Origin of the sequence: Xanthomonas sp. LMG 12460 (genome assembly GCF_009192895.1) — a bacterium.
Classification (GTDB): Bacteria; Pseudomonadota; Gammaproteobacteria; order Xanthomonadales; family Xanthomonadaceae; genus Xanthomonas_A; species Xanthomonas_A sontii.
Map to the genome: position 1 here is coordinate 1 of NZ_NKUH01000035.1, position 19,399 is coordinate 19,399.

The 19,399-nt window shown below is 69.8% G+C and carries 17 protein-coding genes; 10 read left to right on the plus strand and 7 right to left on the minus strand.

The genetic code is table 11. The features are described 5' to 3' along the window. Nucleotides 1-307: 307 nt before the first annotated feature. The 4 genes from CEK66_RS08155 to CEK66_RS08170 are packed head-to-tail and all read right to left on the minus strand — an operon-like array spanning nucleotide 308 to nucleotide 4,993. Nucleotides 308-1,330, minus strand: coding sequence for a zinc-binding alcohol dehydrogenase family protein (locus tag CEK66_RS08155; RefSeq protein ID WP_148829687.1), 1,023 nt, complete (start codon nucleotides 1,328-1,330; stop codon nucleotides 308-310). A gap of 42 nt (nucleotides 1,331-1,372) precedes the next feature. Further along, entirely contained in the window at nucleotides 1,373-2,407 is a 1,035-nt protein-coding gene (locus CEK66_RS08160) for an aldo/keto reductase (protein WP_152236539.1), read from the minus strand. Nucleotides 2,408-2,444: 37 nt separating this feature from the next. Continuing rightward, a complete protein-coding gene (locus CEK66_RS08165; protein WP_152236541.1) occupies nucleotides 2,445-3,746 on the minus strand; it encodes an SGNH/GDSL hydrolase family protein in 1,302 nt (433 codons plus the stop codon). Continuing rightward, complete coding sequence (locus CEK66_RS08170) at nucleotides 3,743-4,993, minus strand: MFS transporter (protein WP_152236542.1); 1,251 nt, start codon at nucleotides 4,991-4,993, stop codon at nucleotides 3,743-3,745. The genes CEK66_RS08165 and CEK66_RS08170 overlap by 4 nt, the downstream gene beginning before the upstream one ends. Before the next feature lie 99 nt (nucleotides 4,994-5,092). Here CEK66_RS08170 and CEK66_RS08175 point away from each other — a divergent pair, with 99 nt between their 5' ends. The 4 genes from CEK66_RS08175 to CEK66_RS08190 all read left to right on the plus strand — a co-directional run bounded on the left by CEK66_RS08175 (nucleotide 5,093) and on the right by CEK66_RS08190 (nucleotide 9,037). Then, nucleotides 5,093-6,004: a LysR family transcriptional regulator gene (locus CEK66_RS08175; protein ID WP_152236544.1), complete on the plus strand. Its 912-nt coding sequence runs from the start codon at nucleotides 5,093-5,095 to the stop codon at nucleotides 6,002-6,004. Nucleotides 6,005-6,281: 277 nt separating this feature from the next. Continuing rightward, nucleotides 6,282-7,379 (plus strand): OmpA family protein, encoded by a 1,098-nt coding sequence (locus tag CEK66_RS08180; protein WP_017909479.1) that lies wholly within the window; start codon nucleotides 6,282-6,284, stop codon nucleotides 7,377-7,379. Between the two features lie 283 nt (nucleotides 7,380-7,662). Continuing rightward, on the plus strand, nucleotides 7,663-8,157 hold the full coding sequence (locus CEK66_RS08185; RefSeq protein ID WP_152236546.1) for a hypothetical protein: 495 nt from the start codon (nucleotides 7,663-7,665) through the stop codon (nucleotides 8,155-8,157). Between the two features lie 127 nt (nucleotides 8,158-8,284). Beyond that, complete coding sequence (locus CEK66_RS08190; RefSeq protein WP_226978538.1) at nucleotides 8,285-9,037, plus strand: pseudouridine synthase; 753 nt, start codon at nucleotides 8,285-8,287, stop codon at nucleotides 9,035-9,037. Here the strand turns inward: CEK66_RS08190 and CEK66_RS08195 are convergent. Together CEK66_RS08195 and kbl are read right to left on the minus strand one after the other, a co-directional pair. Continuing rightward, entirely contained in the window at nucleotides 8,988-9,380 is a 393-nt protein-coding gene (locus CEK66_RS08195; RefSeq protein WP_152236550.1) for an HNH endonuclease, read from the minus strand. The genes CEK66_RS08190 and CEK66_RS08195 overlap by 50 nt on opposite strands. A gap of 1 nt (nucleotide 9,381) precedes the next feature. Continuing rightward, the gene (gene kbl, locus CEK66_RS08200) at nucleotides 9,382-10,584 is read right to left on the minus strand and encodes a glycine C-acetyltransferase (RefSeq protein ID WP_148829681.1); all 1,203 of its coding nucleotides are present in this window, start codon (nucleotides 10,582-10,584) and stop codon (nucleotides 9,382-9,384) included. A gap of 193 nt (nucleotides 10,585-10,777) precedes the next feature. Between kbl and CEK66_RS08205 the strand changes: the two genes are divergently transcribed. The 5 genes from CEK66_RS08205 to CEK66_RS08230 all read left to right on the plus strand — a co-directional run bounded on the left by CEK66_RS08205 (nucleotide 10,778) and on the right by CEK66_RS08230 (nucleotide 15,911). Then, the gene (locus CEK66_RS08205) at nucleotides 10,778-11,800 is read left to right on the plus strand and encodes a sulfate ABC transporter substrate-binding protein (protein ID WP_017917609.1); all 1,023 of its coding nucleotides are present in this window, start codon (nucleotides 10,778-10,780) and stop codon (nucleotides 11,798-11,800) included. Between the two features lie 4 nt (nucleotides 11,801-11,804). Beyond that, entirely contained in the window at nucleotides 11,805-12,905 is a 1,101-nt protein-coding gene (locus CEK66_RS20805; RefSeq protein WP_343193310.1) for an ABC transporter permease subunit, read from the plus strand. Then, entirely contained in the window at nucleotides 12,905-13,861 is a 957-nt protein-coding gene (cysW, locus tag CEK66_RS08220; protein WP_152236569.1) for a sulfate ABC transporter permease subunit CysW, read from the plus strand. The genes CEK66_RS20805 and cysW overlap by 1 nt, the downstream gene beginning before the upstream one ends. Nucleotides 13,862-13,868: 7 nt before the next feature. Next, on the plus strand, nucleotides 13,869-14,909 hold the full coding sequence (locus CEK66_RS08225) for a sulfate/molybdate ABC transporter ATP-binding protein (RefSeq protein ID WP_152236552.1): 1,041 nt from the start codon (nucleotides 13,869-13,871) through the stop codon (nucleotides 14,907-14,909). A 303-nt stretch (nucleotides 14,910-15,212) separates the two neighbouring features. Next, nucleotides 15,213-15,911 (plus strand): TorF family putative porin, encoded by a 699-nt coding sequence (locus tag CEK66_RS08230; RefSeq protein WP_017910766.1) that lies wholly within the window; start codon nucleotides 15,213-15,215, stop codon nucleotides 15,909-15,911. 89 nt (nucleotides 15,912-16,000) lie between these two features. Here CEK66_RS08230 and tdh read toward each other — a convergent pair whose 3' ends face one another. Then, nucleotides 16,001-17,032, minus strand: a complete 1,032-nt coding sequence (gene tdh / locus CEK66_RS08235; RefSeq protein ID WP_026144006.1) for an L-threonine 3-dehydrogenase — start codon at nucleotides 17,030-17,032, stop codon at nucleotides 16,001-16,003. Nucleotides 17,033-17,183: 151 nt separating this feature from the next. Between tdh and CEK66_RS08240 the strand changes: the two genes are divergently transcribed. Continuing rightward, complete coding sequence (locus tag CEK66_RS08240) at nucleotides 17,184-19,343, plus strand: S46 family peptidase (protein ID WP_152236554.1); 2,160 nt, start codon at nucleotides 17,184-17,186, stop codon at nucleotides 19,341-19,343. The last annotated feature ends 56 nt before the right edge of the window (nucleotides 19,344-19,399 follow it).

Consider the following 19,399-nt stretch of genomic DNA (forward strand, 5'->3'; position numbering starts at 1 on the left):
GCGGGTTACTTTTCTTTGCTTGTGCAAAGAAAAGTAACCAAAAGAAAGCACACCCCGCAGCGCGCCCTCCGCGCTGCGCGCTCCGGGTTCGCAGCCACGACGGGGATTCGCGGAAGGGGCATCCTGCCCCTGCCGCGAACGGCGCACATCCATGTGCGCCGCCCTTCGGGTTTTTCCCCGCCGCGTCTGCCGCGCTGAGGGGACCCGGTAGATCAAAAGCACAGCAAAAGCACAGCAACAGCACCAACGGGAGCGGTTACGGTCGGCGGGGCGGTCGCGCCAATGTTTCGATCGCTGCGCCGCCTGCTCAGCCCCAGCCGACCAGCGCCAGTTTGCCGATGGTGCTGCCCGACTCCAGGCGGCGGTGCGCCTCGCGCAGGGTGGTGGCGTTGATCGGGCTCAGGGTCTCGGTCAGGGTGGTACGCAGTTCGCCGGCGTCCACCAGGCTGGCAGTGCGCGCCAGGATGCGGTGCTGTTCGATCATGTCGTCGGTGCGGAACCGGGCGCGTGCGAACATCATTTCCCAGTGGATGCCGATGCACTTGGCCTTGTACGGGTCGCCGATGTGCAGCGGACCGCTCGGCTCGACGATCAGGCCGACGTGGCCCTGCGGCGCCAGCAGCTCGCCCAGCGCCTGCCAGTAGCGGTCGGTGTCGGCCAGGTTCAACGCGGCGTCCACCTGGTCGATGCCCAGTGCCTGCAGCTGCGGCGCCAGCGCCTGGCGATGGTCGATGACGTGGTGCGCGCCGAGTTGCAGGCACCAGTCGCGGGTCTGCGGCCGCGAGGCGGTGGCGATCACCTCGAAGCCGGCATGCCGCGCCAACTGGATCGCGATCGAGCCGACCCCGCCGGCGCCGCCGATCACCAGCAGGCGGCGGCCGCGGTTGTGTTCGTCGTCGAAGTCGAACGGCATGCGCTGGAACAGCAGCTCCCAGGCGGTCAGGGTGGTCAGCGGCAGCGCCGCGGCCTGGGCGAAGTCCAGCGTGGCCGGCTTGCGCGCGACGATGCGCGCATCCACCAGTTGGTATTGCGCGTTGCTGCCGGCGCGGGTGATGTCGCCGGCGTAGTAGACCTCGTCGCCCGGCTCGAAACCGTCGACCTCGGGCCCGACCGCCTCGACCACGCCGGCGGCGTCGTAGCCCAGCACCTTGGGCTGGCCGTCGCTCGCGCCCTTGGCGCGGACCTTGGTGTCCACCGGATTGACCGATACCGCCTCCACCCGCACCAGCAGGTCGTGGCCGGCGGGCGCGGGCGGCGTCGGCAGGTCGAGGTCGTGCAGCGACTGCGGATCGTCGATCGGAAGGGGATGGAGGGTAGCGACCGCTTTCATGGAGGCTCCTGGACGTGAGGGAAAGGAGGGCACGGCCGCGGCTCAGACCGGCCGCGGGTTGCGCTCGGCGAAGCCGCGCTGGTGCCAGTACGGATACGCCGGTACCGCCGCGCTGGCCGCATCCAGCTGCTGCACGTGGGCGGCATCGAGGGTCCAGCCGACCGCCCCCAGATTCTGCCGCAACTGGTCTTCGGTCCGTGCGCCAATGATCACGCTGCTGACCGTCGGTCGCTGCAACAGCCAATTCAGTGCGATCTGCGGCACGCTGCGGCCGGTTTCGGCGGCGATGGCTTCCAGGGCGTCGATCACCCCGTACAGGCGCTCTTCCTCCACCGGCGGCCCGGCCTCGGTGACCGCCTTGTCGTGCAGGCGGCTGCTTTCCGGCAGCGGCTGGCCGCGGCGCAGCTTGCCGGTCAGCCGGCCCCAGCCCAGCGGGCTCCACACCAGCGCGCCCACGCCCTGGTCCAGGCCCAGCGGCATCAGTTCCTCCTCGTAGTCGCGCCCGATCAGCGAGTAATAGGCCTGGTGCGCGACATAGCGCGACCAGCCGTGGCGGTCGGCCGCCGCCAGCGACTTCATCAGGTGCCAGCCGGAGAAGTTGGACACGCCGAGGTAGCGGATCTTGCCGGCGCGCACCAGGTCGTCGAGCGTGGCCAGGGTTTCCTCCACCGGCGTGTGCGCGTCGAAGCCGTGCAACTGGAACAGGTCGAGATAGTCCGTGCCCAGGCGGGTCAGCGCCGCTTCCACCGCGCGCACCAGGTGGAGGCGCGAGGAACCGACACTGTTGGCTGCGGCCCGGTCAAAGCGGAAGCCGGCCTTGGTCGAGAGCAGCACCTGGTCGCGGCGGCCCTTGATCGCCACGCCCAGCACCGATTCGGCGGCGCCGCCGGAGTAGACGTCGGCACTGTCGAACAGGGTGACGCCGGCCTCCAGGCAGATGTCGATCAGGCGCCGCGCCTGGTCCACGTCCGAGTTGCCCCAGGTGGCGAAGAAGGGATCGGTGCCGGCGAAGGTGCCGGTGCCGAAGCTGAGCACGGGGACCTTGAAGCCGGACGCGCCGAGATGACGGTATTCCATGGAACACTCCTGATGGTGGGGAAGGGGAGAGAAGGCGTCAGCGCGCCGCGGCGTCGGTGTCGACCGCGTCCGCAGTGGCGTGAGCGGGAGGGCGCGCGGTTGCGTCGGCGCCGAGCAACTGCGCGGCGGCCTCGGCCATGGCCGCGTAACCGGCATCGCCGGGATGCAGGTGATCGCCCGAGTCGAATTCCGACCGCATCCGCGCCGGATGCGCGGGGTCGCGCAGCAGGGCGTCGAAATCCAGGATCGCGTCGAAGCCGTTGCCCGCGCGCAGCCAGGCATTGACCTGCTGGCGCACGGCCTCTTTCTGCGGGCTGTAGTAGCCGGGGATCGGCGAGTCCGGCAGCGCGCCCTCGAACGGGGTGAGGGTGGCGCCGATCACCCGCAGGCCGCGCGCCTGCGCGCGCTGCAGCACCTGCCGGTAGCCGGCGATCAGGTCCTCGGCCGGCACCGGCGCATCGTCCGGCGCGAACGGCGTGGCGTACCAACTGATGTCGTTGATGCCCATCAGCAGGATCACGGTGCGCACGCCGGGCTGCGCCAGCACGTCGCGGTCCAGCCGCGCCAGCGCGTTGCGGCCCATGCGGTCGCGCAGCACGCGCCCGCCGGAGATGCCCGCGTTGAGCACCGCCACCCGCTGCGCGGCCAGCCGCGTGGCCAACTGGTCCGGCCAGCGCCGGTCCTGCCCCGGCGTCGAGGCGGCGCCGTCGGTGATCGAATCGCCCAGCGCCACCACCGCGCCGATGGCATCGGCACGGCGCACATGAATGCCGCTGACGAACAGCCGTACCGGCAGCGCCGTGGCATCGGCCAGCGTGGCGTCGGCGGTGCGGTCGCCCGCGGCCAGCCAGGCGCTTTGCAGGCCCTCCCAGTGGAAGGTGGACGGCGCGGTCGGCTGCGGCAGGTACAGGCTGATGCTGAGCCGGGCCAGGTCCGGCACGCTCAGCGCCACCGGGTCGCTGAGCACCGGCGCGCCCGGCGGCACGGTCACCTCGGTCTTGCCGCCGAAGCGCAGCGGCCGCTGCGAGCCGGGCAGGATTGCCGCGCCTTCGCCGGCCAGCGCCAGCGAGGCGGCGCCGATGTGCAGCGGCGCATCGCCATAGGCGTTGCTCAGTTCCACCCGCACCTCGCTGCCGCCGAGGCTCACCCGTGCCACCTGGCGCACGGTCTGCCGCCACAGGTGGAACGGCGTCTGCGTCGGGAACGGGAAGTCCGCGCTCCACAGCGGTTGCGGGCTGGCCTGCCAGGTCGCGACCCAGTCGCGCGGCGCCGCATCCGCCATGATCGCCGTGCCCAGCAGTGCCGTCGCCAGCGCGGCCGTCGCCATCGTCCGGCTCATGCCGCACCGCCGGCGGCGCAACCCGCGCCGTGATTGGCGGCGGGTGTGGCAGCGGCCGGCGACAGCCGCAGCGCACCCAGCGCCACCGCCAATCCGGCCAGGGTCAGCAGCGCCGCCACCCACGGCAGTTGCGACAGGCTGCCGCCATGGCCGAGCACCAGTCCGCCCAGCCAGGCGCCCAGCGCATTGCCCAGGTTGAACGCACCGATGTTCAGGCTCGAGGCCAGATGCCGGCCGGCCTCGCCGGCCTTGCCCAGCACCCACACCTGCAGGGGCGCCACCGTGGCGAACGCGGCCACGCCTAGCAGGCCGATGCCCAGCGTCATCGCCGGCGCCGACGGCAGGGCGAGGGGAAGTGCCGCCAGCACCACCGCCAGCACGCCCAGGCTCAGCGGCAGCGCCTGCCGCGGGCGGCGGTCGGCCAGACGTCCGCCGAGCACGTTGCCGACGATCATGCCCACGCCGAACACCAGCAGCAGCGGCGACACCGCGCTATCGGCCACCCCGGTGACCTGGGTCAGCAGCGGCTGCACATAGGTGTACACGGCGAACACGCCGGCATAGCCCAGCACCGTCGTCGCCAGTCCCAGCAGCACCGGCGCGCGGCCGACCGCGCGCAGTTCCTCGCGCAGCGGCACGGCCGCCGGTGCGGCGCGGTCGGCCGGCACCAGCGCGGCGATCACCACGGTGGCCAGCGCGCCGATCCCTGCCACCGCCCAGAACGTGGCGCGCCAGCCGTAGTGCAGGCCCAGCCAGGCACCGGCCGGCACCCCGAGCAGGGTGGCGACGGTGAGGCCGGTGAACATCGTCGAGATCGCCGAGGCCTTGCGCTGCGGCGGCACCAGGGTGGTGGCGACCACCGCGCCGACGCCGAAGAAGGTGCCGTGCGCCAGCGAGGTCACCACCCGCGCCACCATCAGTGCCGCATAGCTCGGCGCCAGCGCGCAGGCCAGGTTGCCGGCGGTGAACACCAGCATCAGCGCCAGCAGCACGCGCTTGCGCGGCCAGCGTCGGCTGGCCACGGTCAGCAGCGGCGCGCCGAGGAACACGCCCAGCGCATAGCCGGAGATCAGCAGCCCGGCAGCCGGAACGCTGACCCGCAGGTCGGCGGCGACCTGCAGCAGCAGGCCCATGATCACGAACTCGGTGGTGCCGATGCCGAACGCGCCGGCGGTCAGCGCGAACAGCGCGATCGGCGTGCGCCCGGCAGCGGGCGGATGGGGAGGCGGGGCGAGCGAGGCGGCCATGCGGCGGCTCCGGAAGTGACGGGAGGACGGCAGCCTAGGCCTGCAGGTTCTCAGCAAAAAAAGTAAAAATATTGAACGACTTTCAATGGAATCCACACAATGGACCGGATCGGCGACATCGCCCTGTTCCTGCGCGTGCTCGACCTCGGCTCGATCAGCGCCGCCGCGCGCAGCCTGGACCTGTCGGTGGCGGTGGCCAGCCAGCGTCTGCAGCGGCTGGAGCGCGCGCTCGGCGTGCGCCTGCTGCACCGGACCACGCGGCGCCTGCACCCGACCCCGGAAGGCCTGCAACTGGCCGAGCAGGGGCGGCCGCTGGTCGAGGACCTGGAATCGCTGGCCGGCGGCCTGCGCCAGGCCGGCGCCAGCGCCGCCGGCACCCTGCGGGTGACGATGTCGGCGGCGTTCGGCCGCCTGTATGTGTCGCCGCTGCTGCCGCGCTTCATGGCGCTGCATCCGCAGGTGCGGCTGAGCGTGCACCTGAGCGACAACGTCGTGGACCTGGTCAGCGAAGGCTTCGACCTGGCGATCCGCATCGGCACCCTGCGCGACTCCAGCCTGGTCGCGCGGCGCCTGGCCGGCAATCGGCGCATGCTCTGCGCCTCGCCCGACTACCTGCGCCGCCACGGCACCCCGGCCACGCCGGCCGACCTGGCCGCGCACGCCTGCCTGCTGCTGACCGGCAGCGACGGCCGCCAGGACACCTGGCGGCTGCAGGGGCCCGACGGCGAAATCGCCGTCCGCGTGGCTGGGCCGCTGGAGACCAACTTCGGCGAGGTGCTGCGCGATGCCGCGGTCAACGGCCAGGGCATCGCCCTGCATTCGGAATGGCACGTGGCCGAGGACCTGCGTCAGGGTCGGTTGCGCCAGGTGCTGGCCGACTACCCGCTGACCGAGACCGGCATCCACGCGGTGATGCCGCAGCGGCGGCTGGTGCCGCCGCGGGTGCGGGCCTTCGTCGAGTTCATGCAGGCCGAGTTGGCGGACCCGCCGCCGTGGGCGCGGCCGGGGTGAGACCTGGGTCGCCCTGCGGGTGCTTGTCTACGACTGCAAACGGTCACGCGCCTGCCGCATTGCGGGATTTCATCAAGCTGTATAGGGTGTATCCACGGCCTGGCAGCGGCTGGCGTTGACTTTCACATGTTACGTGCTCGTTAACGCCATCTTCACTATGCCGCGCATAATGTGCGCGGCGATGGCGTGCGGAAACGGCCGTCTGGATGTGACGAGACATCTGTACTGAACCATGCCTCTACCGGTTTCTATCTCCCCGAAACAAGGAGTTGTATTAATGAACAAGAAAATTCTCACCGCCGCGTTGCTGGGCGGTCTGGCCGTCGCCCAGGCAGCGTCCGCGCAGGAATTCGACGACCGCTGGTACCTGACCGGTTCGGCTGGTTTCAACTTCCAGGACAAGGACCGCACCACCAACGATGCGCCCTTCGTCACCCTGGGCCTGGGCAAGTTCATCAACCCGAACTGGTCGCTGGACGGTGAGCTGAACTATCAGAACCCGAACTTCGACAAGAACCAGGACCTGAACTGGAGCCAGTACGGCATCTCGTTCGACCTGCGTCGCCACTTCATCCAGGAAGGCCGCGGCTGGAATCCGTACCTGCTGTTCGGCCTGGGCTACCAGCGCTCGGAAGAAGAGTTCGACACCGGCGGTCCGGTCTCCCCGGGCCAGCGCAAGGACGGCAACTTTGCCGCCAAGGCCGGCGTCGGTCTGCAGACCACCTTCGACAAGCGCGTTGCCGTGCGTGCCGAAGTGGCCTACCGCGCTGACTTCGACGACCAGAGCGTTGCCGCTCCGTCGCAGAACTGGTTCGGCGACGTGCTGGCTTCGGTCGGCGTCGTGATCCCGCTGGGCCCGCCTCCGGCTGCCCCGGTCGCCCCGCCGCCGCCGCCGGCCGCTGCGCCGAGCTGCGCCGATCTGGACGACGATGGTGACGGCGTCAACAACTGCGACGACAAGTGCCCGAACTCCCAGCCTGGCCAGACCATCGGTCCGGACGGCTGCCCGGTGCCGGTGTCGATCGACCTGAAGGGCGTCAACTTCGACTTCAACAAGGCGAACCTGCGTCCGGACGCCGTGGCGATCCTGGGCGAGGCCACCGAGATCCTGAAGCGTTACCCCGACCTGCGCGTCGAGGTTGCCGGTCACACCGACTCGAAGGGTACCGAAGCCTACAACCAGAAGCTGTCCGAGCGCCGCGCCCGCGTCGTGTACGACTACCTGACCAAGAACGGCGTCAGCGCTTCGCGTCTGGTCGGTCCGATCGGCTACGGCGAGAGCCGTCCGATTGCGCCGAACACCAACCCGGATGGTTCGGACAATCCGGAAGGCCGTGCGAAGAACCGTCGTACCGAGCTGAACGTCCAGAACTGATCGGACGCTTCCAGTCTCAAGCAAAGCCCGGCCTCGTGCCGGGCTTTGTTTTTGTGGGGTGGGAAATGTATGTCGGTGTCGTTGTGGGAGCGGCTTCAGCCGCGACAGACGTCCTGGAAATGCCTGCCGCGGCTGAAGCCGCTTCTGCAGGATGCACAAAGCATTCAAGCTGAATTTTTTCAGCAATCCCAATTATTTAGCGCGTGTAGTGCCGGTAACAGTTGAAAGCACGCCGGGGCCTGCCTACACTCGCTCGTCGACTCGCCTGAATGGAAAAAAACCGATGCTGCGTATCGTGACGGCCAGCCTGCTCGCGCTCGCCCTGATTCCTGCGGCCCACGCCGCACCGGATTGCTCCGGCGATCTGCTGCCCAAGCCGCTGGCGCTGCCGGCCACGGTTGCCGCGCCTGTCGCTTCGGAACTGTTCAGTCGCAACGTGCAGCTGGGTATGCCCAGCGGCGTGCTGACCCAGTCCTACAGCAGCGACCAGTCGCTGGACCGCGTGCTGCTGCGGCTGCGCGCCGAAGGCTGCCAGAGCCTGGCCAACGCCACCCCGGGCGCGGTGAAGCCGAACGATCCGGCTGCCTACAAGCCGGCCACCGCCTTCGACAACACGCCGTGGCGGTTCGACATGAGCCAGAACGGCAAGCGCATGACCGCCGAGGAGTTCGACGCCTGGATGAAGGCGCGTGGCGTGCGCGTGGTCAAGGCGCGTCCGGCTCCGGCACCCGCCGCCGCCGCCGAGGCGCCGGCGCCGGCCGACGCCAACAAGCAGTAAGTCCGGCGCGCGGCCGCTCGCGGCCGCGCCCGTTCCCGCCGTGCGAGGGGCCAAGCCGCCGCGTTCCCGCCGTCCGGCGTCGTCCCCGGCGGCGCCCGCGCGTCCGCGCTCGCCCGCGCGCAGCGCCATCCCGGCTGCGCCGCGTCACGGCCTGGCCCGCACCCTGTCCAAGCTGGGCCTGTGCTCGCGCACCGAGGCCGCGCGCTGGATCGCCGCCGGCCGCGTCGCCGTCGACGGACGCATCGTCACCGATCCCGAATTCCCGATCCTGCAGGGCCGCCACCGGCTGGCCGTGGACGGCGCGCCGCTGGCCGATACCAAGCGCCTGTACCTGATGCTCAACAAGCCGCGCGGGCTGGTCACCAGTGCGCAGGACGAGCGTGGCCGCGACACCGTGTACCGCTGTTTCGACGGTGCCGGCCTGCCGTGGCTGGCGCCGGTCGGGCGCCTGGACAAGGCCAGCGAGGGCCTGTTGCTGTTCAGCAACGACCCGCAGTGGGCGGCGCGGGTCACCGATCCGGGCAGCGGCCCGGACAAGACCTATCACGTGCAGGTGGACGCGGTGCCCGACGCGGCGCTGCTGGCACGGATGTGTGCCGGCGTGGTCGACGATGGCGAACCGCTGCGGGCCAAGCAGGCGCGCCTGCTGCGCCAGGGCGAGCGCCATGCCTGGCTGGAAGTGGTGCTGGACGAAGGCCGCAACCGGCAGATCCGGCGGCTGTTGGCCGCGCTCGGCCTGGACGTGCTGCGGCTGGTGCGGGTGGCGATCGGCGACCTGGTGCTGGGCGACCTGGGCAAGGGCGCGTGGCGCGAGCTCAGCGCCGCGGAAGTCAGGGCGTTGGCGCCGGCGGCGGACGCCAGCGCGCCAGCCGCGCGCTGAGCAGGGCGGCGACCACCTCGCGGGCGCGCGCATCCTGCGGCCCACGCGCATCGTGGTGACGGCCCTTGGCGTGATTGCAGCCGGCGCAGGCCAGCGCCAGGTTTCGCGCATCGTTGGCATCGTCGCCGACCTGGGCGCACAGCGCCGCGGCGGCACGGCGCCCGAACCAGGCCTGCGGCACTACGTGTTCCAGCGTGCTGTGTCCGAGCGGTTCGCCGTCAGCGCGCAGGCGCAGGCGCCGGCGGCAATGCAGGCAGCGGGTCTCCCAGCCGTCCTCCAGCGCTTGCGCCTGGGCGTCGGTCTGCGCCGCCAGCAACAGCCGTTGGCGCAGCGCGGCGCGCATCTCAGGCGGCGAGTACGCCCAGTTCGCGGCCGATGCGGGTGAATGCGTCGATCGCCCGGTCCAGGTGGGCGCGGGTGTGCGCGGCGCTGATCTGGGTGCGGATCCGCGCCTGGCCCTTGGGCACCACCGGGAAGAAGAAGCCGATGGCGTAGATGCCCTCCTCCAGCAGCCGCTCGGCGAAGCGCTGCGCCAGCGGCGCGTCGTACAGCATCACCGGGCAGATCGGATGGGTGCCGGGCTTGATGTCGAAACCGGCGGCGGCCATGCGTTCGCGGAAGTAGGCGGTGTTCTCGACCAGGCGCGCGCGCAGGTCGTCGGCGGCGTCGAGCATCGCGAAGGCCTTGATCCCGGCGGCGACCACGTGCGGCGGCAGCGAGTTGGAGAACAGGTAGGGCCGCGAGCGCTGGCGCAGCAGTTCGATCACCTCGCGGCGGCCGGTGGTGAAACCGCCCAGCGCGCCGCCCATGGCCTTGCCCAGGGTGCCGGTGACGATATCGATCCGGTCCAGCACGCCCTTGACCTCGGCCGAGCCGCGGCCGCTGGCGCCGAGGAAGCCGGTGGCATGGCATTCGTCGATGTGCACCAGCGCGTTGTACTTCTTCGCCAGCGCGGTGATCTCGTCCAGCGGGGCGATGAAGCCGTCCATCGAGAACACGCCGTCGCTGGTGATCAGCTTGGTCTTGCAGCCGGCGGCGTCGGCCGCCTGCAGCTGCGCTTCCAGGTCGGCCATGTCGCAGTTGGCGTAGCGGAAGCGCTTGGCCTTGCACAGGCGCACGCCGTCGATGATCGAGGCATGGTTGAGCGCGTCGGAGATGATCGCGTCGTGCTCGCCGAGCAGCGGTTCGAACAGGCCGCCGTTGGCGTCGAAGCAGGCGGCGTAGAGGATGGTGTCCTCGGTGCCGAAGAACGTGGCGATCTGCGCTTCCAGTTGCTTGTGCAGGTCCTGGGTGCCGCAGATGAAGCGCACCGAGGCCATGCCGAAGCCGTGCGTGTCCAGCGCGTCCTTGGCGGCCTGGATCAGTGCCGGATGATCGGCCAGGCCCAGGTAGTTGTTGGCGCAGAAGTTCAGCACGCGGCGGCCGTCGGCGAGGACGATTTCCGCCGCCTGCGGGCCGACGATGATGCGCTCGGACTTGAACAGGCCCTGGGCGCGGATCGCGTCCAGTTCCTCGGCGTAGTGCTGGGTGAGGCGGGAGTCGGTCATGACGGGCACGCGCGGCGGAAAGAAGCGTCGATTTTACCGCGGCGCCCGCGCCGGCCGCGGCCGTCATGCGCAAATGGCATGAGCCGCTGCCGGGAAGTCATTTCACCCGCCGCCTGCCGCTGCGCAGCATGCGTCATGGTCCGCGGCGGGTATCGGCCGCGGCGTCGGCCTGTGTGTTTTCGGAGAACCGCCCATGTCCAGCCTTCCGCCGCGCCGCTGGCGCCCGCTGCTCGCGCTCGCACTGTGCGTGTTCGCCGGGGCCGCGGCCGCCGCCGAGACGCAACTGCTCAACGTGTCCTACGATCCCACCCGCGAGCTGTACCGGGACTACAACGCCGCCTTCGCCAGGCACTGGGCGCAGCTGCATCCCGGCGAGCAGGTCGCGGTGGAGACCTCGCACGGCGGCTCCGGCAAGCAGGCGCGCGCGGTGATCGACGGGGTCGAGGCGGACGTGGTGACGCTGGCATTGGCTTACGACGTCGATGCGATCGCCGCCAAGAGCAAGCTGATCGATGCGAACTGGGCCACGCGCCTGCCCGACAACAGCGCGCCGTACACCTCGACCATCGTGTTCCTGGTGCGCAAGGGCAATCCGAAAGGGATCAAGGACTGGCCCGATCTGCTGCGCAGTGGCGTGTCGGTGATCACCCCCAATCCCAAGACCTCCGGCGGCGCGCGCTGGAACTACCTGGCTGCCTGGGCCTACGCCGACCACATCTTCAAGGGCGACCGCGAACGCATCCTCAACTACATGCGCGCGCTGTTCCGCAACGTGCCGGTGCTGGATACCGGCGCGCGCGGCGCCACCACCACCTTCGTCCAGCGTGGCATCGGCGACGTGCTGCTGGCCTGGGAGAACGAGGCGTTCCTGGCGCAGCAGGAACTGGGCCAGGACAAGTTCGAGATCGTGGTGCCGAAGCTGTCGATCCTGGCCGAGCCGTCGGTGGCGCTGGTCGACAAGAACGTGGACAAGCACGGCACCCGCGCGGTGGCCGAGGAATACCTGAAGTACCTGTACTCGCCGGAAGGACAGAAGATCGCGGCCAGACACTATTACCGGCCGCGCCATCCCGAGTACGCCGATCGCGCCGATCTGGCGCGGCTGCCGAAGGTGCGCCTGGTCACCATCGATCAGGCGTTCGGGTCCTGGGCCAAGGCGCAGGCCACGCACTTCGACGACGGCGGCCTGTTCGACCAGATCCAGGCGAGCAAGTGACGCGATGGCAGTGACCGCCGCCGCCGTTGCCCGCGCCCCGCGCCAGCGCCGGGTGATGCCGGGGTTGGGGCTGAGTCTGGGCATCACCCTGACCTGGCTGGGACTGGTGGTGCTGATCCCCTTGTTCGCGGTGCTGCTCAAGACCAGCGGACTGGGCTGGGACGGCGTGTGGCGGGTGTGGAGCGAGCCGCGGGTGCTGGCGGCGTTGCGCTTGAGTTTCGGCACCGCGTTGGCCGCGGCCGCGTTCAATGCGGTGATGGGCACCTGGGTGGCCTGGGTGTTCGTGCGCTATCGCTTTCCCGGCAAGCGCCTGTTCGACGCGATGATCGATCTGCCGTTCGCCCTGCCGACCGCGGTGGCCGGCATTGCCCTGACCGCGTTGTACGGCAGCAACGGCTGGATCGGGCGCTGGCTGGAGCAGCCGACGCAGGCGCTGGCCGCCAGCCTGCCGACGCTGGCCTGGTGGTGGCCGCGGCTGGCGCTGCTGCTGGCGATGGCGGCGACCGGCTACGCGCTGCTGCGGCGTAGCCAGGCGCTGCTGCCGGCACCGCTGCGTGTGCTGCAGCGCCTGCTCGGCACGATCGCCGTGCTGAGCCTGGCCGCACTGGGCGTCGGCGGCCTGCTGATCGGCTATGTCGGGCTGATGCAGGTCAGCGGGGCGAGCGGGGTCAAGGTCGCTTACGCGCCACTGGGCATCGTCGTGGCGCTGGTGTTCGTGGGGCTGCCGTTCGTGGTGCGGATCGTGCAGCCGGTGCTGGCCGAGGCCGAGCGCGAACTGGAAGAGGCGGCGGCCACGCTCGGTGCCGGGCGCTGGCAGACGGTGCGCCGGGTCGTGCTGCCGACCCTGTGGCCGGCGGTGCTGACCGGATTCGCGCTGGCCTTCGCGCGTGGCGTCGGCGAGTACGGCTCGGTGATCTTCATCGCCGGCAACCTGCCCAATGCCACCGAGATCGCGCCGTTGCTGATCACCATCCGCCTGGAAGAGTTCGACTACGGCGGCGCCAGCGCGATCGCCGCGGCGATGCTGCTGTTGTCGCTGCTGTCGCTGCTACTGGTGAATGGGGCGCAGGCCTGGTTCGCGCGGCGCGGCAGGGCGGTGGCGTGATGGTGTCGGTCGTGTCCGCGCTGGCCGCGCACGTCCCCGGGCAGGCCGGTGCGGTCGCCGTCGCCGCGCACGTGCAGGCTTCGGTGGTCGACGAGCCGCGCTGGGTGCGGCGGTTGCTGATCGGCGGCGCGCTCGGCTTCCTGCTGGCGTTCCTGCTGCTGCCCTTGCTGCTGGTGTTCACCGAGGCGTTGCGCAGCGGCGTCGGCGTGTTCTGGCGCGCGATCTCCGATCCGGACGCGCTGGCGGCGATCCGCCTGACGCTGCTGGTGGCGGCGATCGTGGTGCCGTTGAACCTGGTGTTCGGCGTGGCCGCGGCCTGGGCGGTCAGCAAGCACCGTTTCCCCGGCAAGCGCCTGCTGGTGAGCCTGATCGACCTGCCGTTCTCGGTGTCGCCGGTGGTCGCCGGCCTGTTGTTCATCCTGATCTTCGGCCGTAACGGCTGGGTCTGGCCGTTGATCGACGAAGGCGTGTGGCTGCACCTGCCGCCGCTGGGCGACGTGTCGCTGCATCTGCCGCGCATCGTGTTCGCACTGCCGGGCATCGTGCTGGCGACCACCTTTGTCACCTTTCCCTTCATCGCCCGTGAGCTGATGCCGCTGATGGAGCAGCAGGGCGACGACGAGGAACTGGCGGCGCTGAGCCTGGGCGCCAGCGGTTGGCAGACGTTCCTGCGGGTGACCCTGCCGAACATCCGCTGGGGCCTGCTGTACGGCGTGCTGCTGTGCAGTGCGCGGGCGATGGGCGAGTTCGGTGCGGTGTCGGTGGTGTCCGGACAGATCCGCGGGCGCACCAACACGCTGCCGCTGCATGTGGAGATCCTCTACAACGAATACGCCTACAGCGCGGCCTTCGCCTGCGCCAGCCTGCTGGCGCTGACCGCGCTGCTGACGCTCGCCGTCAAGTCCTGGCTGCACTGGCGCCACGGCGCGGCGCTGGCCGCCACTCACCGACATTGAGGTTGCGATGAGCATTCGCGTACAGCATCTGGGCAAGCGCTTCGGCGATTTCGCCGCGCTCGACGACGTCAGCCTGGACATCCGCCAGGGCGAACTGCTGGCGCTGCTGGGGCCCTCCGGCTCCGGTAAGACCACGCTGCTGCGGGTGATCGCGGGGCTGGAACATGCCGACCGCGGACGCGTGCTGATCCACGGCGAGGACGCCACCGCGCTGTCGGTGCAGGCGCGCCGGGTCGGCTTCGTGTTCCAGCACTACGCCTTGTTCAAGCACATGAGCGTGTACGAGAACGTCGCCTTCGGTCTGCGCGTGCGCCGCGAGGCGCGCTGGAGCGAGGCGCGCATCCGCGCGCGGGTGCAGGAACTGCTGGCGCTGGTGCAGTTGCACGACCTGGAGCGACGCTACCCGGCGCAACTGTCCGGCGGCCAGCGCCAGCGCGTGGCGCTGGCCCGCGCGCTGGCGATCGAGCCGCGCGTGCTGTTGCTCGACGAACCGTTCGGCGCGCTCGACGCACAGGTCCGTCGCGACCTGCGGCGCTGGCTGCGCGAGCTGCACGAACGCACCGGCCTGACCACGGTGTTCGTCACCCACGACCAGGAAGAGGCGCTGGAACTGGCCGACCGCGTGGCCATCCTCAACCGCGGCCGGATCGAGCAGATCGGCAGCCCGGCGCAGGTCTACGAGCAGCCGGCGTCGCCCTTCGTCTACGCCTTCGTCGGCGCGGTGAACCGGCTGCCGGCGCGTCTGCACGACGGTGCGGTGCAGGTCGGCGGCCTGGCCTTGCCGGCGCCGTCGACGCCGCTGTCCAGTGGTCCGGTCGAGCTGTATGTGCGGCCGGAAGACCTGGCGCCAGGCAACGAGGGCTGGGCGGCGACGGTGCTGTCGATCCAGCGCAGCGGCCCGCGGCTGCGCTTGCGCGCGCAGCTGGCGCACGGCCACGACGAGGTCGAGGTGGAACTGCCGGCGGGCGAGGGGGCACCCGACTACGCGCCGGGCCAGCCATTGCACCTGCGCGCACGCCGTTTCGGGGTCTTCGCCCGGCCCGACTGAGGCGCCATCGCGCCTTGCCGATCGGCGACCGCCGGCGCCTGCGCATTGGTGTGGCCAGCGGCTGCCTGCCCGGTCGCGGCCTGACCGCCAACTCCCGGACGAGGGCCTTCCCTGACAGGCCGGCTCCCGCTGTCGGCGGCTCGCTGTGTCCGCGCTTGGCGCGAATCCGGGGTTTTGTGTCAGAGCGTGGCATGCGCCGCGTGAAAAGTTGTTGCACTGCATGATCAAAGCAGTTAAAAAACCGTAAAGGCGCATCCGCCTCGTCGCTGCACCCCTTCCTCGTCAACCCTAGGAGAATGACCGGTGAACAAGACCACTCTCGCCCTGGCCGTCGCACTGGCCGCTTCGCCGCTCACCGTCCTGGCCCAGGACGAGCCCACCTCGCCGATCACCGGCTCTTATGGCGTGGTCAGCGACTACGTGTTCCGTGGCGTCTCCCAGACCAACAAGGGCCCGGCGTTCCAGGCCGGCCTCACCTACACCTCGCCGTTCGGCCTGTACGTGGGCACCTGGGGCTCCAACGTCGATTTCGGCGCGGGCGATCCGGATTGGGAAGTGGACGGCTTCGTCGGCTACAACGTCGATTTCTCGCCGGACTGGAACTTCGACGTGATGGTCAACCGCTACGGCTATCCGGGCGCCGGCAAGTCGAACTACAACGAACTGATCACCAAGACCAAGTTCCTCAAGACCTACACCCTGACCGTGGCCTACACCGACAACGTGTACAACCTGGACCGGGACAGCTTCTACTACGCGCTCGACGGGAACTGGTCGCTGCCGCAGGGCTTCAGCGTCGGCGCGCACGTCGGCCGCACCACCTACGAAAGCGCGTTGACCGCGTACCAGGACTACACCGACTACAACGTCAGCGTGGGCAAGATGGTCGGCCCGCTGGCGTTGAGCGTGGGCTACTACGACACCGACAACAAGGGCGCGGCGAACTTCACCGAGCGCCTGGCCGGTCACCGCGTGGTGGTCTCGGGCACGATCGCGTTCTGATCGCATCGTCTCGTGAAACGACGAAGGGCGCCGCGAGGCGCCCTTCGTCTTTTTCGGCATCGCATCGCCGCGTAGCCGCGGCGCGCGCATCACCAGCTCAGCACGACCTTGCCGGCCTTGCCTTCTTCCATCAGGTCGAAGCCCTTCTGGAATTCGTCGATGGTCAGCTGGTGGGTCAGCACCTTGCCCAGCGGGAAGCCGGACAGCACCAACTGGGTCATCTTGTACCAGGTCTCGTACATCTTGCGGCCGTAGATGCCCTGCACGGTCAGGCCCTTGAAGATGATCTTGTCCCAGTCGCAGCCGGCGCCGCGCGGCATGATGCCGAGCATGGCGATCTTGCCGCCGTGGTACATGCAGTCGAGCATGTCGTTGAACGCGCGCGGATTGCCGCTCATCTCCAGGCCCACGTCGAAGCCTTCCATGTGCAGGTCGGCCATCACGTCCTTGAGCGAGGTGTTGGCGACGTTGACCACGCGGGTCGCGCCCATGTCCGCGGCCAGCTTCAGGCGGAAGTCGTTGACGTCGGTGACCACCACGTTGCGCGCGCCGATGTGCTTGCAGATGCCCGCGGCGATGATGCCGATCGGGCCGGCGCCGGTGATCAGCACGTCCTCGCCGATCACGTCGAACTCCAGCGCGCAGTGCGCGGCGTTGCCGTAGGGATCGAAGAACGCGGCCAGTTCGGACGGGATCTGGTCGGGGATCGGCCACAGGTTGGAGGCCGGCATCACCATGTACTCGGCGAAGGCGCCGTTGACGTTGACGCCGATGCCGACCGTGTTCGGGCACAGGTGCGGACGCCCGCCACGGCAGTTGCGGCAGTGGCCGCAGACGATGTGGCCTTCGGCCGAGACGCGCTGGCCGACCTCGTAGCCGGTGACCGCCGAGCCGAGCTGGGCGATGCGGCCGACGAACTCGTGGCCGATGGTCAGGCCGGGCTTGATGGTGCGCTGGCTCCACTCGTCCCACAGGTAGATGTGCAGGTCGGTGCCGCAGATCGCGGTCTTTTCCAGCTTGATCAGCACCTCGTTGGGGCCGGGCACCGGCACCGGCACCTGTTCCAGCCAGATGCCCTTGGCGGCCTCGCGCTTGACCAGCGCCTTCATTGTTTGCGCCATGTCGGTGCAGATTCGATGGGAAGAGGGCGCGCAGTATAAGCGCCCGGCCGACGCGGCCATGTTGCGGCGCGGTCAGGGTGCCATTGGTCACGGTCCGGCCACTTGATGATAGCCGTTACACTCTAACGTCTGTCATCAAGGAAGCTATTGGATGCGTTCGAATTCGTTGGCTGTCGCCATCGCCGCCGTGGCCGCCCTGTCCGGCGCCTCCGTCGCCCAAGCTGGCGAGGGCATGTGGGTCCCGCAGCAGTTGCCGGACATCGCCGGGCCGCTGCAGCAGGCCGGCCTGAAGCTGTCGCCGCAACAACTGTCCGATCTCACCGGCGACCCGATGGGCGCGGTGGTCTCGCTGGGCGGCTGCACCGCCAGCTTCGTCTCGCCGCAGGGCCTGGTGGTGACCAACCACCACTGCGCCTACGGCGCGATCCAGCTCAACTCCACTCCGCAGAAGAACCTGATCCGCGACGGCTTCAGCGCCGCCAGCCAGGGCGCCGAACTGAGCGCGGGCCCGAACGCGCGCATCTACGTGCTCGACCGCATCACCGACGTCACCGCGCAGGCCAAGGCGGCGATGGCCGCCGCCGGCAACGATGCGCTCAAGCGCACGCAGGCGCTGGAGGATTTCGACAAGGCCCAGGTCGCCGCGTGCGAAGCCGATGCCGGCTACCGCTGCGAGCTGTACAGCTTCTCCGGCGGCAACACCTACCGCCTGTTCCGCACCCTGGAAATCCGCGACGTGCGCCTGGCCTACGCGCCGCCGTCGGGCATCGGCAAGTTCGGCGGCGACGTCGACAACTGGATGTGGCCGCGCCACACCGGCGACTTCTCGTTCTACCGCGCCTACGTCGGCAAGGACGGCAAGCCGGCCGCCTACGCCAAGGACAACGTGCCGTACCAGCCCAAGCACTTCCTGAAGTTCGCCGACCAGCCGCTGGGCGCCGGCGATTTCGTCATGGTCGCCGGCTACCCGGGCCGTACCAACCGCTATGCGCTGGCCTCCGAGTTCGACGCCACCGCGAGCTGGGGCTACCCCACCGCCGCGCGCCAGTACCGCGACCTGATCGCGCTGGTCGAGCAGGCCGGCAAGCAGAACCCGGACATCCAGGTGAAGTACGCCGCGACCATGGCCAGCTGGAACAACGTCGCCAAGAACTACGAGGGCCAGCTTGAGGGCTTCAAGCGCATCGACGCGGCGGCCAAGAAGCACGCCGAGGAAGACGCAGTGCTGGCCTGGCTCAAGCGCCAGGGCGGCGAGGGCAAGGCGGCGCTGCAGGCGCATGCGCAACTGCTGGCGCTGGGCGAGCAGGCCAAGGCCACCCGCGATCGCGACCTGGTGCTGCGGCAGATGCGCCGCACCGGCGTGCTCGGCAGTGCGGTGTCCCTGTACCGCCTGTCGATCGAACGCGCCAAGCCGGACGCCGAACGCGAGCCGGGCTACCAGGAGCGCGACCTGCCCGAGATCGAGGGCGCGATGAAGCAGATGGAGCGCCGCTACGTCGCCGCCATGGACAGCCAGTTGCAGCGCTACTGGTTCGACCAGTACCTGAAGCTGCCGAAGGCGCAGCGCCTGCCGGCGCTGGACCAGTGGCTGGCCGGTGCCGACGCGCAGGCCGCCGCCACGCGTCTGGCCGGCACCCAGCTGGGCAATACCGAGGCGCGCCTGAAGTGGCTGCATGCCGACCGCGCCGCGTTCGAGGCCAGCGACGACCCGGCGCTGCGCTATGCGGTGGCACTGATGCCGACCCTGCTGCAGATCGAGCAGGACGAGAAGCGGCGTGAGGGCGAGGAACTGCTGGCGCGTCCGCGCTACCTGCAGGCCGTGGCCGACTACAAGAAGAGCCAGGGCGAGTTCGTGTATCCGGACGCCAACTCCTCGCTGCGCATCACCTTCGGCAACGTCAAGGGCTACGTGCCGAAGGACGGCGTGGCCTACACCCCGTTCACCACGCTGGAAGGCGTGGTCGCCAAGGACACCGGCGTGGAGCCGTTCGACTCGCCCAAGGCGCTGCTGGAGGCGGCCAAGGCCAAGCGCTACGGTGGGCTGGAGGACAAGCGGCTGGGCACGGTGCCGGTCAACTTCCTGTCCGACCTGGACATCACCGGCGGCAATTCCGGTTCGCCGGTGATGGACGCGCACGGCAAGCTGGTCGGCCTGGCCTTCGACGGCAACTGGGAGTCGGTGAGCTCGAACTGGGTGTTCGATCCGGCGATGACGCGCATGATTGCGGTCGATTCGCGCTACCTGCACTGGATCATGCAGGAAGTGATGCCGGCGCCGCGGCTGTTGAAGGAGTTGAACCTGGCCAAGTGAGCCGGGTTCCGGCGGGCGGCGGCGACGGCCGCCGTCCGCATGTCCGCCCCGGCACG